13 protein-coding genes, 1 tRNA gene and 1 pseudogene are annotated in these 15,250 nt (G+C 71.7%); 9 read left to right on the top strand and 6 right to left on the bottom strand.

The features are described 5' to 3' along the window. Together ACIQU4_RS12605 and ACIQU4_RS12610 are read right to left on the bottom strand one after the other, a co-directional pair. Positions 1-1,171: pseudogene (locus ACIQU4_RS12605) on the bottom strand (hypothetical protein); the annotation flags it as partial. Positions 1,172-1,178: 7 nt separating this feature from the next. Beyond that, on the bottom strand, positions 1,179-2,174 hold the full coding sequence (locus tag ACIQU4_RS12610) for an SMI1/KNR4 family protein (RefSeq protein ID WP_403728689.1): 996 nt from the start codon (positions 2,172-2,174) through the stop codon (positions 1,179-1,181). A 230-nt stretch (positions 2,175-2,404) separates the two neighbouring features. Between ACIQU4_RS12610 and ACIQU4_RS12615 the strand changes: the two genes are divergently transcribed. Further along, positions 2,405-2,995: a YwqJ-related putative deaminase gene (locus ACIQU4_RS12615; RefSeq protein WP_403728691.1), complete on the top strand. Its 591-nt coding sequence runs from the start codon at positions 2,405-2,407 to the stop codon at positions 2,993-2,995. A gap of 11 nt (positions 2,996-3,006) precedes the next feature. Continuing rightward, entirely contained in the window at positions 3,007-3,519 is a 513-nt protein-coding gene (locus ACIQU4_RS12620; protein ID WP_385588060.1) for an SUKH-3 domain-containing protein, read from the top strand. A 103-nt stretch (positions 3,520-3,622) separates the two neighbouring features. Here ACIQU4_RS12620 and ACIQU4_RS12625 read toward each other — a convergent pair whose 3' ends face one another. Continuing rightward, positions 3,623-4,906: a sensor histidine kinase gene (locus ACIQU4_RS12625; protein ID WP_403728693.1), complete on the bottom strand. Its 1,284-nt coding sequence runs from the start codon at positions 4,904-4,906 to the stop codon at positions 3,623-3,625. Positions 4,907-5,074: 168 nt separating this feature from the next. Here ACIQU4_RS12625 and ACIQU4_RS12630 point away from each other — a divergent pair. The 5 genes from ACIQU4_RS12630 to pth all read left to right on the top strand — a co-directional run bounded on the left by ACIQU4_RS12630 (position 5,075) and on the right by pth (position 9,272). Next, positions 5,075-5,146 (top strand) — tRNA-Gln (locus tag ACIQU4_RS12630). A gap of 110 nt (positions 5,147-5,256) precedes the next feature. Further along, a complete protein-coding gene (gene glmU, locus ACIQU4_RS12635; protein WP_403728694.1) occupies positions 5,257-6,702 on the top strand; it encodes a bifunctional UDP-N-acetylglucosamine diphosphorylase/glucosamine-1-phosphate N-acetyltransferase GlmU in 1,446 nt (481 codons plus the stop codon). A gap of 145 nt (positions 6,703-6,847) precedes the next feature. Next, positions 6,848-7,825: a ribose-phosphate diphosphokinase gene (locus ACIQU4_RS12640; RefSeq protein ID WP_030156542.1), complete on the top strand. Its 978-nt coding sequence runs from the start codon at positions 6,848-6,850 to the stop codon at positions 7,823-7,825. Positions 7,826-8,003: 178 nt separating this feature from the next. Continuing rightward, positions 8,004-8,591 carry a 50S ribosomal protein L25/general stress protein Ctc gene (locus ACIQU4_RS12645; RefSeq protein ID WP_403728696.1) on the top strand — a complete coding sequence of 196 codons (588 nt, stop codon included), beginning with the start codon at positions 8,004-8,006 and terminating at the stop codon, positions 8,589-8,591. 90 nt (positions 8,592-8,681) lie between these two features. Then, entirely contained in the window at positions 8,682-9,272 is a 591-nt protein-coding gene (gene pth / locus ACIQU4_RS12650; protein WP_403728698.1) for an aminoacyl-tRNA hydrolase, read from the top strand. A gap of 3 nt (positions 9,273-9,275) precedes the next feature. On the opposite strand, the gene ACIQU4_RS12655 is transcribed toward pth, so the two are convergent. Both ACIQU4_RS12655 and ppc read right to left on the bottom strand, forming a co-directional pair. Then, positions 9,276-9,866 (bottom strand): Uma2 family endonuclease, encoded by a 591-nt coding sequence (locus ACIQU4_RS12655; protein ID WP_403728700.1) that lies wholly within the window; start codon positions 9,864-9,866, stop codon positions 9,276-9,278. Between the two features lie 92 nt (positions 9,867-9,958). Continuing rightward, a complete protein-coding gene (ppc, locus tag ACIQU4_RS12660; protein ID WP_403728702.1) occupies positions 9,959-12,727 on the bottom strand; it encodes a phosphoenolpyruvate carboxylase in 2,769 nt (922 codons plus the stop codon). 379 nt (positions 12,728-13,106) lie between these two features. Here ppc and ACIQU4_RS12665 point away from each other — a divergent pair, with 379 nt between their 5' ends. Both ACIQU4_RS12665 and ACIQU4_RS12670 read left to right on the top strand, forming a co-directional pair. After that, positions 13,107-14,093 carry an acyl-CoA desaturase gene (locus ACIQU4_RS12665; protein WP_403728704.1) on the top strand — a complete coding sequence of 329 codons (987 nt, stop codon included), beginning with the start codon at positions 13,107-13,109 and terminating at the stop codon, positions 14,091-14,093. Then, a complete protein-coding gene (locus ACIQU4_RS12670) occupies positions 14,093-14,764 on the top strand; it encodes a TetR family transcriptional regulator (RefSeq protein ID WP_403729585.1) in 672 nt (223 codons plus the stop codon). Before ACIQU4_RS12665 ends, ACIQU4_RS12670 begins: the two co-directional genes overlap by 1 nt. Positions 14,765-14,872: 108 nt before the next feature. Here the strand turns inward: ACIQU4_RS12670 and ACIQU4_RS12675 are convergent, their stop codons facing one another. Further along, positions 14,873-15,250 (bottom strand): VOC family protein, encoded by a 378-nt coding sequence (locus ACIQU4_RS12675; RefSeq protein ID WP_403728706.1) that lies wholly within the window; start codon positions 15,248-15,250, stop codon positions 14,873-14,875.

Raw genomic sequence — 15,250 nt, forward strand, 5'->3', positions numbered from 1 at the left:
CAGGAGGCGCCGGCGGCTGACCCGCACCCGGAGCACCGGGCGGACCCGGAGGCGCCGGCGGCTGACCCGTCACGGCCGGACCCGCCAACATCGTCGCAGCATGATCCAACCCACGCCCCAGCGAACCCGGAGCACCCGGCGGACCAGGAGGCGCCGGCGGCTGACCCGCACCCGGAGCACCGGGCGGACCCGGAGGCGCCGGCGGCTGACCCGTCACGGCCGGACCCGCCAACATCGTCGCGGCATGGTCGAGCCCGCCCCCGGGAGCACCGGGCGGACCCGGCGGCGTCGCCGGCGCCGCACCCGGACGGGAGACCTGGGCCTTGCTCGTCGGCGCATCGGCGATCGACCCGGAATCCGAGCCGCCGCCCGCGTCCCGCCCGAGGTCCAGCGCGGGGGCGATCGTGGTCTTCGGGAGCCGGCTGCCCCCGGGGATCAGCGCGGTCTTGGCCTCCGAGGACGCACCGGACGGCGGTGCCATGTCCTCCAGGTCCGAGCCCGACAGCGGCGGCGCGAACACCGTCGCGGGCAGCGGTACGGACACGTCGTCCGCACCGCTGTTCACATCGGTCCCGGCCCACGGCGTGGCCCCGGCCGGCACCCCGTCGTTCGCGGTCGGCTCGTACGGCACCTCGCGGCGCAGCGGAACCGCCTCCACCGGAACGGGAGCGGGAGCCGGAACCGGAGCCGGAACCGGAACCGGAACCGGAGCCGGAGCAGCAGGCTCCGGAGCAGGCGCGGGCTCGGCCGCGGCAGGAGCCGGCGTCGGCACGGGCGTCGCCGCCGGCGCCGGCGCAATCCCCGCCCGGTCCGCCGCCTCCTGCAGCCACTCCGGCGGACTCAGCATGAACGAGGTCTGCTCCGAGTCGATCCGCGGCGTCGGCACCGAGGCCTCCGCCGCCGGCGCGGCCGCGGCCCCGTACTCCTCCTCGTAGCGGCGGATCACCTCACCCACCGGCAGCCCGGGCCACAGCGTCACCTCACCGCTGTCCCGCGCGATGACCAGCCGCTGCCGGCCGCCACCGGACACCGGAGCGGCCGCGCGGTCCTCCGCCCACACCACGAACCCGAGTCCGAACTCCCGTACGCGCACCTCCCGGTGCTGGTACGCGGGCACGTCCCCGTTGATCCACTCCTCGGCGCGCTCCTGCGCCTGCGCAAACGTCACCATCGCGCCGTCACCCCTCCACCGGTGCCGCACCGGACACGGGAACCGAGCGTGCGAATCCGCCGTCCACCATCAGACCGGCCACCGTTTCCAACTCCGGCGGATTGCCCGCCAACCGCTCCAGAAAGGCATCGAAATCGGCACCGCACGGCAGCAACAGACGCTCCACGCGCTCCTGCACCGACCAGCCGTCCTGGTCGCGGGCGTCGTCGTACGGGGAGAACCAGACCGAGCCGATCCCCTCGCCCTTCACCTTCACCGCGAGCAGGCCGCCCTGGGCGAAGGCCACGCACAGGTAGTCCTTCGTCAGGTGGTCCCGCAGACACTTGTTGACGTACACGAGGTCGTTGACCGCCGCCTCCTCACGCACCGTGAAGAAGGGCTGGTCCACCAGCAGTCCGAGGTCCACGTCGAGCCCGGCGCCCACCGGCGCACAGCCGCCCGCCGCCTTCAGGAACGCGCGGTACGCCTCCGGCAGCCGGTAGCCGAGGTCCTCCTCGACGCCCTGCACCGCCTCCTCGGGGACCGACACCACCGTCTTCGGCAGCCCCAGGTGCACCGGGCGCAGCTCCTGCAACGGCCGTGTCCCGCGCTTGCCGTGGTCGACCGGCGCCGTCGCCAGCCCCGCGTGATGCCGCAGCAGCGCCTTCACCTCGACCGGGACCAGCTCCATCCGCCGGGTCCTCGCCACGTGGTGCCAGGTCCAGCCGTGCGGGGTCGCCACCGGTCCGACGGTGTCCCACAGCGCGTGGCCGGCCGCGTGCATCGCCGCGTTCGCGGACACGCAGTCCGTCAGCCGCAACTCGTCCACGCCGAAGCCCTCCGGCGGCTCGGCGATCTCCACCGCCGCGCGCGCGTACGGGGAGAAGTCGGGATGTCCGTCCCCGTCAATCCGTACCCCGTGGGGATGCCGAGCGGCCCGGACCGGGTCCGGGAAATGCACGACCTGCCCGGAGTACGCGGCGTTGGGTGGCGCGGCCTGCTGCCCGAGCCGACCTGTCGTCATGGCGGTAGCCCCCTGCTGGATCTGGCTGGTTCACCACAGCCTATGTGGTCGGGCAAGAGCGTCACCCGCCCGCGACCCCCGCACCCGCGCGAGGGCCAGGAACATCCGAATTGATACGAATATTCGACCCCGCTTCCACACGACAGGGGACATTTGACAGGCTGTCCCCTCAGCACGGGGGCGTGCGCGACAGCGGCCACCACCGCCGCCACGGGAGGGAAGACGCGACCATGCAGAACACGGCGACACGCACGGACACGGCCGACGGCGCCTCGGGACGGGGCGACCAGGGCGACCCGGCAGCCGACCGGCCGGCCGGGGGAACGTCCGCGGCCGGAGACCCCCGCCTGCGCTGGAGCAGCACCGACGGCCGGCCCAACGCGCCCGTCCTGCGCTTCCGCCGCGACGGCATCCTCCCCACCGTCGCCGCCGCCCTCTCCGTACGCGGCGAAACCCTCACCGGCACCGCGGGCAAGGCCGACCAGGCACCCGCCCTGCACCCCCTCGTCCAGGACTTCCTCGACACCCTCACCAGCGGCCAGCGCGAACGCTTCACCGGCCGCTGTCCCGAGGCGATCCTGCTCTCCCGCCACCTCACCGCCGTCGAGGGGGCGCGCAGCAAGCGCGCCTCCCGCAAACCCCTCACCGCGAGCGAAGCCCGCCGCTCCCTGAAACACGCCAAGATCACCGCACGCCGCATCCGCGAGGACGGCGATCCGCTGCACGGCAGCTATGCACCCCCCTGCCGTTCCTGCGAAGCGCTCCTCGCCCACTTCGGCGTCCGCGCCGTCGACCTCACCCCCACGTCAGAGAAGGCCTGACCTCCGCCACGATGACCACCTCCTCCGCCTCCTACGACCGCTCCTCGGCGACCCGCTTCCCGGCCGCCGTGGACACCGCCCTGCGCACCGCCGGCTGGGAGCCCGGCCGCTGGGACATCAAGCAGGCCGAGTTCTGGGCCGATGCCCTGCGCGACCACACCACCCCGGCCGGCCACCGCCACACCGTCTTCCCGGCCGCCGTCGAAGCCTGGGCCGAATTCGGCGGGCTCACCGTCACCGCCCCCGGGCCCGGCCGCCAGACCGCACCCGTCCCGGTCCGCCTGGACCCCCTGACCGGCCTCCACCTGGCCCGCACCTTCGCCGACCTGGGCCGGGCCCTGTCCACCCAGCTCTGCCCGCTCGGCACCGACTCCGACGGCGGCTCGCACCTCGCCATCGACCGCGAGGGGCGCGTCTACGGCATCGACCACACCGGCGACTGGTACCTGGGCGCGGACGTGGACGAAGCCCTCACCCTCCTCCTCACGGGCCTCCAGCCCACCCGCCTCACCACGGCCCCGTAGGGGGTGTCCGCAGAGTCCTGCTCCGGACCCGGCCGCCACGCGCGCCGCGCCGGGGCCGGGCCGGGCCGGGCCGGGCCGGGTATCGGGTCCGCGCCGGCCGGTCCTACCCCTGGCGCGGGGCGCACGGCAGGACCGCCGAGACCTTGAAGCCGCCCTCGTCCGTCGGGCCGGACACGAAGACGCCGCCCAGGCCGAGCACCCGCTCGCGCATGCCGACCAGGCCGTTCCCGCCGCTCGGCAGACCGGGCCGGTCCACGTCCGCCCCGCAGGGTCCGTTCTCCACCTGCATGGCCACCTCGCCCTCACGATGAGCCAGCCGCACCACCACCCGCGCACCCGGCGCATGCTTGTGGCAGTTCGTCAGCGCCTCCTGCACCACCCGGTACGTCGCCTGCTCCACCTCCGCCGGATATCCCGCCCCCGCACCCCGGACGTCCAGCTCCACGACCATCCCGGCCGCCCGCGACTGCCCGACCAGCGCCGCCAGCTCGCCCAGCGAAGGCCCGGGCCCGTCCTCGAAACTCCCCACCAGCGCGGCCACCGGCACCACCGCGGCAGCAGTGGGCGCCCGCTTGGGCGACTCCGCCGCCCGCAGCACGCCCAGCATCTCCCGCAGCTCCGTCAACGCCTGGCGCCCCATGTCCCCCACGAGCGCGGCGTTCTTCGCCGCCCGCTCCGGATCCTTGGCCGCCACCGCCTCCAGCGCCGCCGCGTGCACCACCATCAGCGACACCCGGTGCGCCACGACGTCGTGCATCTCCCGCGCGATCCGCGTCCGCTCCTCCGTACGGGCCCACTCGGCCCGCTCCTCCGCCCGGTCCGCGAGCAGCGACAGCTCCCGCTCCAGCGAATCCGCCCGCTCCTGCAAGCTCTCCATCAGCCGCCGCCGCGCCCCTATGTACAGGCCGAGCAGCACCGGCGGCACGGTCAGCGCCACCGCCACGAACACGGACAGCACGATGACGAGCGACCGTGAGGCCCCCTGGTCCCCGATGGTCCGCACGTACATCACCACGAAGGTCGCCACCAGCGACATCGAGGCCAGCGTCGCGGTGATCCGCCGGGGCACCTCACAGGCGGCGAGCGTGTAGAGCCCGACCACCCCGAGCAGGAAGCCCATCGCGGCCGGCGACACGGCGATCCCGACCAGCACCACGGCGATCGGCCAGCGCCGCCGCAGTACGAGCGTGGACCCCACGAGCAGCCCGAGCAGCACCCCGACCGGCACCGGAAGCCCGGCCTCGTGCGCGAAGGGCACCCCCTCCACGGCGCACTCGACGGCCGACACCGCCGCCAGCCCCACGTCGAGCACGGCCCCCCGCGGCCGCTCCCACCACCACGGCCCGTCGCGCCCGGCCCCGCCCCGCTCTTCCCCCGTACTGGTCATGCCGTCCAGCGTACGCAGGGCCCCCGGCCCGCCGGCGAACCGAATTCCGGCAGACCGAACGCGACGCAAGGCCCTGATCTTTACCGTCGCGTCGAGGGGTGGTGGTGCGGCATAGTGGTGCCGTCGACTCGACCGGAAAGCCACGATGTCCGGTTTAGTCGGGAATGATCCCCTGTGGTGTAATTGGCAGCACTGAGGCTTTTGGTGCCTTATGTCCGGGTTCGAGTCCTGGCGGGGGAGCTTCCATCAGTTCGGGTCCTGACCGATCGGTCAGGACCCGGCTTCGTTTCCGGGGTGCGGCCCCCCGGTATCCTTCACGGGTCCACCACCCGAAGCCGAAGGGCACACCCGTGAGCGCCAACCGCCCGGCAGCCGTCGTCGTACTCGCAGCGGGTGAAGGCACCCGCATGAAGTCGGCCACTCCCAAGGTTCTGCACGAGATCTGCGGGCGCTCGCTCGTGGGCCACGTCGTCGCCGCCTCGCGCGAGCTGGACCCCGAACACCTCGTGGTCGTCGTCGGCCACGCCCGCGAGCAGGTCACCGCGCACCTGGCCGGGATCGACGCCGGTGTCCGCACCGCCGTCCAGTACGAGCAGAACGGCACCGGACACGCCGTCCGCATGGCCCTCGAAGAGCTCGGCGGCCAGCAGAACGGCACCGTGGTCGTCGTCTGCGGCGACACCCCCCTGCTGACCGGTGAGACTCTCGAACAGCTCGCGCGGACGCACGAGGCCGACGGCAACGCCGTCACCGTGCTGACCGCCGAGGTGCCGGACTCCACCGGCTACGGCCGGATCATCCGCGGTGCGGACGGCGCCGTCACCGCCATCGTCGAACACAAGGACGCCACCGACTCCCAGCGCGCCATCCGGGAGATCAACTCCGGGGTCTTCGCCTTCGACGGCGCCCTCCTCGCGGACGCGCTCGGCAAGGTGCGTACGGACAACAGCCAGGGCGAGGAGTACCTCACCGACGTGCTCGGCATCCTGCGCGAGGCCGGTCACCGCGTCGGCGCGGCGGTCGGCGGCGACCACCGCCAGATCCTCGGGATCAACAACCGCGTCCAGCTCGCCGAGGCCCGCGCGCTGCTGAACGCCCGCCTCCTGGAGCAGGCGATGCTCGCGGGCGTGACGGTCGTCGACCCGGCGAGCACGTTCGTTGACGTGACGGTGACCTTCGGGCAGGACGCGCTGATCCACCCGGGCACGCAGCTGCTCGGCGCCACGCACGTCGCCGAGGGCGCCGAGGTCGGTCCGAACACGCGGCTCAAGGACACCCGGGTGGGCCCGCGGGCGCGCGTGGACAACACGGTGGCGGACACCGCGGTCATCGGCGAGTCGGCGTCCGTCGGCCCGTACGCGTACCTGCGTCCCGGTACGAACCTGGGCCTGAAGGCGAAGGCCGGCACGTACGTGGAGATGAAGAACGCGACGATCGGCGAGGGCACGAAGGTGCCGCACCTGTCGTACGTGGGCGACGCGACGATCGGCGAATACACGAACATCGGCGCGGCGAGCGTGTTCGTGAACTACGACGGCGAGCACAAGCACCACACCACGGTCGGCTCACACTGCAAGACGGGCTCGGACAACATGTTTGTGGCGCCCGTCACCATCGGGGACGGCGCGTACACGGCGGCCGGTTCGGTGATCACGAAGGATGTGCCGCCGGGTGCGCTGGCCGTGGCCCGCGGCCAGCAGCGCAATATCGAGGGCTGGGTGGCTCGCAAGCGTCCGGGAAGCGCCGCGGCGTCGGCGGCCCAGTCGGTGGTCCAGGAGGATTCCGACCCCCGCTGAGGCCTCGTTGAGGTGAACTGACCGGAAACAGGTAGGCCCGGCAGGGCGTACCGTGATAGGTGCACCAAATTCGGCTGGCTCACCGTGTGCGGGACGGACGCGCACGGGGGCGAGCAGCTTTCAACACGTCTGAGGAGACTGTGCTGTGACCGGGATCAAGACGACCGGCGAGAAGAAGCTGATGCTCTTCTCCGGCCGCGCCCACCCCGAGCTGGCCGAGGAGGTTGCGCATCAGCTGGGCGTTGCCCTCGTGCCGACCAAGGCTTTCGACTTCGCGAACGGTGAGATCTACGTCCGCTTCCAGGAGTCGGCTCGTGGCGCGGACTGCTTCCTGATCCAGAGCCACACGGCTCCGATCAACAAGTGGATCATGGAGCAGCTGATCATGATCGACGCGCTCAAGCGCGCGTCGGCTCGCTCCATCACCGTGATCATCCCCTCCTACGGGTACGCCCGCCAGGACAAGAAGCACAAGGGCCGCGAGCCGATCTCGGCGCGCCTGGTCGCCGATCTGCTGAAGACGGCGGGTGCGGACCGCATCCTGACGGTCGACCTGCACACGGACCAGATCCAGGGCTTCTTCGACGGCCCGGTGGACCACCTGTCGGCGCTGCCGGTCCTCGCGGACTACGTGGGCGCGAAGGTGGACCGCAGCAAGCTGACGATCGTCTCCCCGGACGCCGGCCGCGTGCGCGTCGCCGACCGCTGGTGCGACCGCCTGGACGCGCCGCTGGCGATCGTGCACAAGCGCCGCGACAAGGACGTCGCCAACCAGGTGACGGTCCACGAGGTCGTCGGTGAAGTCCGCGGCCGCGTCTGCGTCCTGGTCGACGACATGATCGACACGGGTGGCACGATCTGCGCCGCCGCCGACGCGCTGTTCGCGCACGGCGCGGAGGACGTCATCGTGACGGCCACGCACGGCATCCTGTCGGGGCCGGCTGCGGACCGTCTGAAGAACTCGAAGGTCAGCGAGTTCATCTTCACGAACACCCTGCCGGACCCGTCCGACCTGGAGCTCGACAAGATCACGGTCCTGTCGATCGCCCCGATGGTCGCGCGCGCGGTGCGCGAGGTCTTCGAGGACGGCTCGGTCACCAGCCTGTTCGAAGAGCAGCAGTAACCGGTAGTACAGAGATCCTTTTGGGTGCGGCCTCCGCGCCGGGTAGACTCTACGAGTTGCTCGGCGAGGGAGGCCGCACCTTTTCGGTGTCGGTGCTCCGTTATCGACGCGCTCTTCGTAGCAGGCCGTTCAGGCCGGGTGACCGTCGTCCATTTCCGTCACCCCACGAGGAGTGAGCATGTCCGAGGTCAAGCTTTCCGCCCAGCTCCGCAACACCTTCGGCAAGGGCTCTGCCCGCCAGGCCCGTCGCGACGCCATGGTCCCCGGTGTCATCTACGGCCACGGCAACGACCCGAAGCACGTCAACGTCGAGGGCCACGGCCTGGCGCTGGCGCTGCGTACCCCGAACGTCCTGATCTCCCTGGACATCGCGGGCGCCGGCACCGAGCTGGTCATCCCGAAGGCCGTGCAGAAGCACCCCCTGAAGCGCTCGATCTCCCACGTCGACTACCTGATCGTCAAGAAGGGCGAGAAGGTCACCGTCGAGGTAGCCGTCGTCACCGAGGGCGAGCTGGCCGCCGGCAACAACATGCTGGAGACCCTGCTCAACACCATCACGGTCGAGGCCGAGGCCACCCACATCCCGACCGAGGTCACCGTCTCCATCGCGGGCCTCGAGGCCGGTGCCTCCATCCACGCCAAGGACCTGGTCCTGCCGGCCGGCACCACGCTGGCCGTCGACGGCGACACCGCCGTCCTGCAGGTCGTCGCCCCGCAGGCCGAGGAGCCGGCCGCCGAGGCCGCCACCGAGGGCGCCGAGGCCTGAGCCTCACCCTTCCCCCTCAGCACTTGCTGATCGACCGCCGTCCGGCTCCACTGGGAGCGGGACGGCGGTCGTCCTCGTTAAGGAGCATGGATGTCGGACGACGCGGCGCCGTGGCTGATCGTCGGCCTCGGTAACCCCGGGGCGGAGTACGCGGGCAACCGCCACAACATCGGGTTCATGGTGGTGGACCTGCTGGCCGAGCGGATGCGCGGGAAGTTCAAGGCGCACAAGGCACGGGCGCAGGTGGTCGAGGGCCGCATGGGCCCGCCGGGGCCGGCGAACCGCCGGGTGGTGCTGGCGAAGCCCATGTCGTTCATGAACCTGTCGGGCGGGCCGGTGACGGCGCTGCGCGACTTCTACAAGGTGCCGGTGGACCGGATCTTGGCGGTCCACGACGAACTGGACATCGACTACCCGACGCTGCGGCTGAAGCTGGGCGGCGGGGACAACGGGCACAACGGCCTGAAGTCGATGACGAAGTCGATGGGGCCGGAGTACCACCGGGTCCGCTGCGGCATCGGGCGCCCGCCCGGCCGTATGCAGGTCGCGGACTTCGTGCTGAAGGACTTCTCCTCGACGGAGCGCAAGGAGCTGGACTGGTTCGTGGACCGGGCCGCGGACTCCGTGGAGTGCCTGATCCAGGAGGGCCTTGAGCGGGCCCAGTCCACGTACAACTCCTGACGACTACAGCAGCTCGTCGACCCGGGTCAGGTCGATCTCCATGCGGAAGGGGACGCCGGTCGTGACCACGCCCCGCTGGGCACCCGTGTGCGCGTAGCTCCGGTTGACCGGGTCCAACCGGAAGAGGTGTACGGGCGGGGGGCCGCTCTCCCGGCTCTCGACCCGCCAGAAGCTCGGGATGCCCGCGGCTGCATACCTGTGCGGCTTGGTGCCGATGTCCCGTGCTTCGGAATCCGGGGAGACCACCTCCACGACGAGCACGGTGTCGGCGACCGGGTAGGACCACTGGTCCCGGCCCGTACAGGCGCTTGCGCGCACCACGCCGATGTCCGGCACCACGCCGCTGTCCGGCACGAGGCCGTTCCGGCGGTCCGGCACGACCGCCGCTTCGCGGACCACGCGGAACCCGGAGGTCCTGCACCGGCGGAGCTCTGCACCGAGCAGGTCGGTCACCGTGGAGTGAAACACCGACTGCGGTGCCGAGAACACGAGGCTGCCGTCGATCGGTTCGGTGTGCCGCGGGAGACCGGGCAACGCCAAGAGGTCTTCGACGACGTACCCCTCCACCGGAGGCCGAGGCCAGCGCTGTCCCATGGTGCGATCCTCGTCGCTGCCGGCTGCGGCGGAGCCCGGTATCCGCCTGCGTCATCACAAAGGGTGACAGACACGGATACCGGGGCGCGGTGTCAGCCGGTGTTGCGCAGGCCTGCCGCCACGCCGTTGACCGTGAGGAGCAGGGCTCGGGCCAGGAGCGGGTCGGCGTCTTCGCCTCGGGCGGCCGCCGCGCGCTGGCGGGCCAGCAGGGAGACCTGGAGGTAGGAGATCGGGTCCAGGTAGGCGTCGCGGACGGCGAAGGTCTGCTGGAGGACCGGGTTGGAGTCCAGCAGCTTCTGGCCGCCGGTGATGCGCAGGACCTCGCGGACGGTGAGCTCGTGTTCGGCCTCGATGCGGGCGAAGACGTGCTTGAGGTCGTCCGGGACGAGGGTGTCGACGTAGTGGCGGGCGATCCGCAGGTCGGTCTTGGCCAGCGTCATCTCGACGTTGGACAGGAAGTTGCGGAAGAAGTGCCAGCGCGCGCCCATCTCGGCGAGGGCGGATTCGCCGCCCGCCTCGCGCAGGGCCTTGAGGCCCGAGCCGACTCCGTACCAGCCGGGGACGATCTGGCGGGACTGGGTCCAGCCGAAGACCCACGGGATGGCGCGCAGGCCGTCGAGGCCGGCGCCCGAGTCGGGGCGGCGCGAGGGCCGGGAGCCCAGGTGCAGGTCGGCGAGCTGGTCGACGGGGGTGGCGGCGAAGAAGTACGCCGGCAGGTCCGGGTCCTCGACGAGCTCCCGGTACGCGCAGTGGGCGGCGTCGGAGACGGTGTCCATGGCCGCGTCCCAGCGGGCGAGGTCGTCGTGGGACTGGCGGGGGGCGGTGTGCAGGGCGGAGGCCTGGAGGGTGGCCGCGACGGTCAGCTCCAGGTTCTCGCGGGCCAGCGACGGTACGAGGTACTTGTCGGAGATGACCTCGCCCTGCTCGGTGACCTTGATCTCGCCTTCGAGGGTGCCCCAGGGCTGAGCGAGGATCGCGTCGTGGGAGGGGCCGCCACCGCGGCCGACGGTGCCGCCGCGGCCGTGGAAGAGGCGCAGGCGCACCCCGTAGCGGTGGGCGACGTCGCGCAGCCGGCGCTGGGCGCGGTGGATCTCCCACTGGCTGGTGGTGATGCCGCCGAACTTGGAGGAGTCGGAGTAGCCGAGCATGACCTCCTGGACGTCGCCGCGCAGCGAGACGAGGCGCCGGTAGGAGGGGTCGGCGAGCATGGCGTCGAGGATGACGTCGGCGGCGCGCAGCTCGTCGGTGGTCTCCAGGAGCGGGACGATGCCGATCTTGGCCCAGCCTGCGTGGAGGTCGACGAGGCCGGCCTCGCGGGCGAGGACGGCGGCGGCGAAGACGTCGTCGGCGCCCTGGCACATCGAGATGATGTACGACTCGATGACCTCGGGGCCGAACTTCTCGAAGGCGTCCTTGATGGCGGAGAAGACGCCGAGGGTCTTCTGTCCGGCGGCGTCGAGCGGTGCCGGGGTGGGCGCCAGCGGGCGGCGCGAGCGCAGCTCCTTGGCCAGCAGCTTCTGCCGGTAGTCGCGCGGCATGTCGGCGTAGCGCCAGGACTCCTCGCCGAGGCGGTCGAAGAGCTGGCCCAGCGCGTGGTGGTGGGCGTCGGCGTGTTCGCGGACGTCCATGGTGGCGAGCTGGAGGCCGAAGGCGGCCAGCGTGCGGATGGTGCGGTCCATGCGGCCGTCGGCGAAGAGGGCGCCGCGGTGTTCGCGCAGGGAGGTCTGGATGAGGGTGAGGTCGGCGAGGAGCTCGGCGGTGCCGAGGTAGTCGCGGCCTTCCTCGTGGGGGGTGCCCTTGGCGAGGCGCTCGCGGGTGTTGACGAGCTTCTGCCGGATGCAGGTGGCCTTGAGGCGGTACGGCTCCTCCGCGTTGAGCCGCTTGTAGCGCGGGCTGATCTCGGGGAGGCGTTCGAGGTCGGCCTGGAGGGAGGAGAGGAGTTCCTCGGTGGCGCCGGTGTAGCGGATGGAGTTCGACAGCAGTCCGCGCAGGAAGTCGACGAGTTCGAGGGCGTCGGTGATGCCGTGCTCGTGCTGGAGGATCAGTACGTCGCGGGTGACGTCGGGGGTGACGTTGGGGTTGCCGTCGCGGTCACCGCCGATCCAGGTGCCGAAGGTGAGCGGGCGGGTGCCGGCCGGGATCTCGACGCCGACGCGCTGGAGCTCGGCGGCGAGGTCCTCGAGTACGTCGCCCACCGCGCCCGCGTGCAGCTCGTCGAGGTAGTAGATGGCGTTGCGGGCCTCGTCGGCGGGTTCGGGGCGTACGACGCGCAGCTCGTCGGTCTGCCAGACGAGGTCGATGTTCTCGGCGAGGCGCAGGTCGTGGCGGCGGCGTTCGCCGGCGCCGGCGACGGGCTCCTCCAGCAGGGCCGCGATGCGGCGCAGCTTGTTGAGGACGCTGCGGCGGGCCGCCTCGGTGGGGTGCGCGGTGAAGACGGGGCGGACGTTGAGGTTCTTGACCGTCTCGCGCAGGTGCTCGGGGTCGGCGTCCTTGAGCATGTCGGCGGTGCGGGCGAGGAGCCCGCCCTCCGCGGCGCGGTGGGCGCGCAGTTCCTTGCCGCGGTGCACCTGTTCGGTGACGTTGGCGAGGTGGAAGTAGGTGGAGAAGGCCCGTACGAGCTTGGCGGCGGTCTCCAGATCGGTGTCGCCGAGCAGTGCGGCGGCGGCTTCGCCGTCGGTGCGGGTCAGGGCGCGCACTCGTTCGACGAGGTCGAGGAGATCTTGCCCTTCCTGGCGGACGAGGGTCTCGCCGAGGAGGTCGCCGAGGCGGCGGATGTCCGCCCGCAGCTCCGCGTTGGCGGCGGCGACGGCGGTGGCCTGGGCCTTGGCCGGGGTGGAGGAGGCCTGGTCAGCACTGCTCACAGGTGCGGCTCCTTGCAGTGTTCGAGCGCTACTGGGAGGTGGGCTCCGAGATGCGCGGGGGTGTGCCCGGACTCCTCCCCCGGCTGTCGCTGGGAGGGGCCCGGTGGGTGTCCCCCACCTGGTGCGCAGCTCGGCTGCCCGTGCGGACCGCGCTGTCCGACGACACCAGGATAGGTGTCCGGGCCTCGTGCCTCGCTAAACGTCTCACCAGGCGGCGCGCGGGCTGCTGCGAGTGCCCTTGAGAGCGCCTCGGGCCCGGCCGTGCTCCCCTTGCCCCGGGCTCCGGCTTTGCCATACTTACGTTGCCGTAGGTTACGGATCCGTAGCCAGGGTGGGCGCCAGGGGCGCCTGCCGATTCCTCACCCCCCAGGGGACCCTCATGACCACCAGTCCCGAGCTGATCAAGGACGCCTCGGCGGCCTCCGATTCCGATTCCCCCGTGCCCTCCGCGACCCTCGGAGGCGAGAACAAGCGCTCCGTCGAACAGATCGCCCTGCTGCTGTTCATCGTCGTTCCCTTCCTGGCGCTGCTGGCGGCGGTCCCGCTGGTCTGGGGCTGGGGGGTGAGCTGGCTGGATCTCGGCCTGATGGTGTTCATGTACTTCCTGGCCTGCCACGGGATCACCATCGGCTTCCACCGGTACTTCACGCACGGTTCCTTCAAAGCGAAGCGGCCGCTGCGGATCGTGCTGGCCGTGATGGGTTCGATGGCGGTGGAGGGCCCGCTGGTGCGCTGGGTGGCGGACCACCGCAAGCACCACAAGTTCTCCGACCACGACGGCGACCCGCATTCGCCGTGGCGGTTCGGCGAGACCGTCCCGGCGCTGATGAAGGGGCTGTGGTGGGCGCACATCGGATGGCTCTTCGACGAGGAGCAGACCGACCAGCAGAAGTACGCCCCGGACCTGGTCAAGGATCCGGCGATCCGGCGGATCTCGCGTGACTTCGTCCTGTGGACGATCGTGTCGCTGGCGATCCCGCCGCTGGTCGGCGGTCTGGTGACGATGTCGTGGTGGGGCGCGTTCACGGCGTTCTTCTGGGGCTCGCTGGTACGGGTCGCGCTGCTGCACCACGTGACGTGGTCGATCAACTCGATCTGCCACGCGGTCGGCAAGCGCCCGTTCAAGTCGCGGGACCGCTCGGGCAACGTGTGGTGGCTGGCGGTGCTCTCGTGCGGGGAGTCCTGGCACAACCTGCACCACGCGGACCCGACGTCGGCCCGGCACGGCGTGCTGCGCGGCCAGGTCGACTCCAGTGCCCGGCTGATCCGCTGGTTCGAGCTGGCGGGCTGGGCGACGGACGTGCGCTGGCCGTCCAAGGACCGCCTCGACGCCCGGCGCAGGGAAAACGCGTCGAACGCGGCATGATGGGGGACGTGGCGATCGACGGCAGTAATTCCAGCAGCGACAAGCCCCGGCGTGGCCGCCGGGTCCGGATGACGGGCGCCGAACGGCGTCAGCAACTGCTGGACATCGGCCGCACCCTGTTCGCGGAGAAGGGCTTCGAGGGCACGTCGGTGGAGGAGATCGCGGCGAAGGCCGGGGTCTCCAAGCCGGTGGTGTACGAGCACTTCGGGGGCAAGGAGGGCCTGTACGCGGTCGTCGTGGACCGGGAGATGCGCCAGCTGCTGGACGGGGTGACCGGCGCGCTGACGGCCGGGCATCCGCGCGAGCTGCTGGAGCAGGCGGCGTTCGCGCTGCTCGACTACATCGAGTCGTACACGGACGGCTTCCGCATCCTCGTCCGGGACTCGCCGGTCGCCCAGTCGACGGGTACGTTCGCCTCGCTGATCAGTGACATCGCCACGCAGGTCGAGGACATCCTGGGGCTGGAGTTCAAGGCGCGCGGGTTCGACCCGAAGCTGGCCCCGCTGTACGCGCAGGCGCTGGTCGGGATGGTCGCGCTGACCGGGCAGTGGTGGCTGGACGTGCGCCGGCCGAAGAAGGCCGAGGTCGCGGCGCATCTGGTGAACCTGGCCTGGCACGGGCTGGACGGGCTGGAGTCGAAGCCGCGGCTGGTCGGCCACCGCAAGAGCTGAGCAGTACCGAGGCGCACCACCACGAGACGGCGCCCCGTCACCGGAGATCCGGTGGCGGGGCGCCGTCGCGTCGTACCGAACCGGACCGGACAGCCGGCCCGGTGGAGCTCAGGCGAGGGGTTCCGGGCCGCGCTCCTCCAAAAACTCGATCCGGTTGCCCACGGGGTCCTCGGAGTAGAAGCGGCGGTGTCCCGGCAGGTCGTCGTCCCAGACGACCCGGGCGCCGCGCTCCGCCAGTCTCCGCGCGTACGCCTCTATCCCCGTCACCCGCAGCCCCGGGTGCGCCTTGCGGGCGGGCCGGAAGTCCTCCTCGACGCCCAGGTGCAGCTGGACCGGCCCGGCCGCGAACCAGCAGCCGCCGCGGGCGGCGAGGACGGGCGGCTTGGGCACCTCGGCCATGCCGAGGACGTGCGTGTAGTACGCGCGGAGCCGGTCCTCCGAGCCCGGCGGCGCCGCGAGTTGGACGTGGTCGACTGCGCTCAGCAC

Source organism: Streptomyces sp. NPDC090741 (assembly GCF_044769045.1).
Taxonomy (GTDB): Bacteria; Actinomycetota; Actinomycetes; order Streptomycetales; family Streptomycetaceae; genus Streptomyces.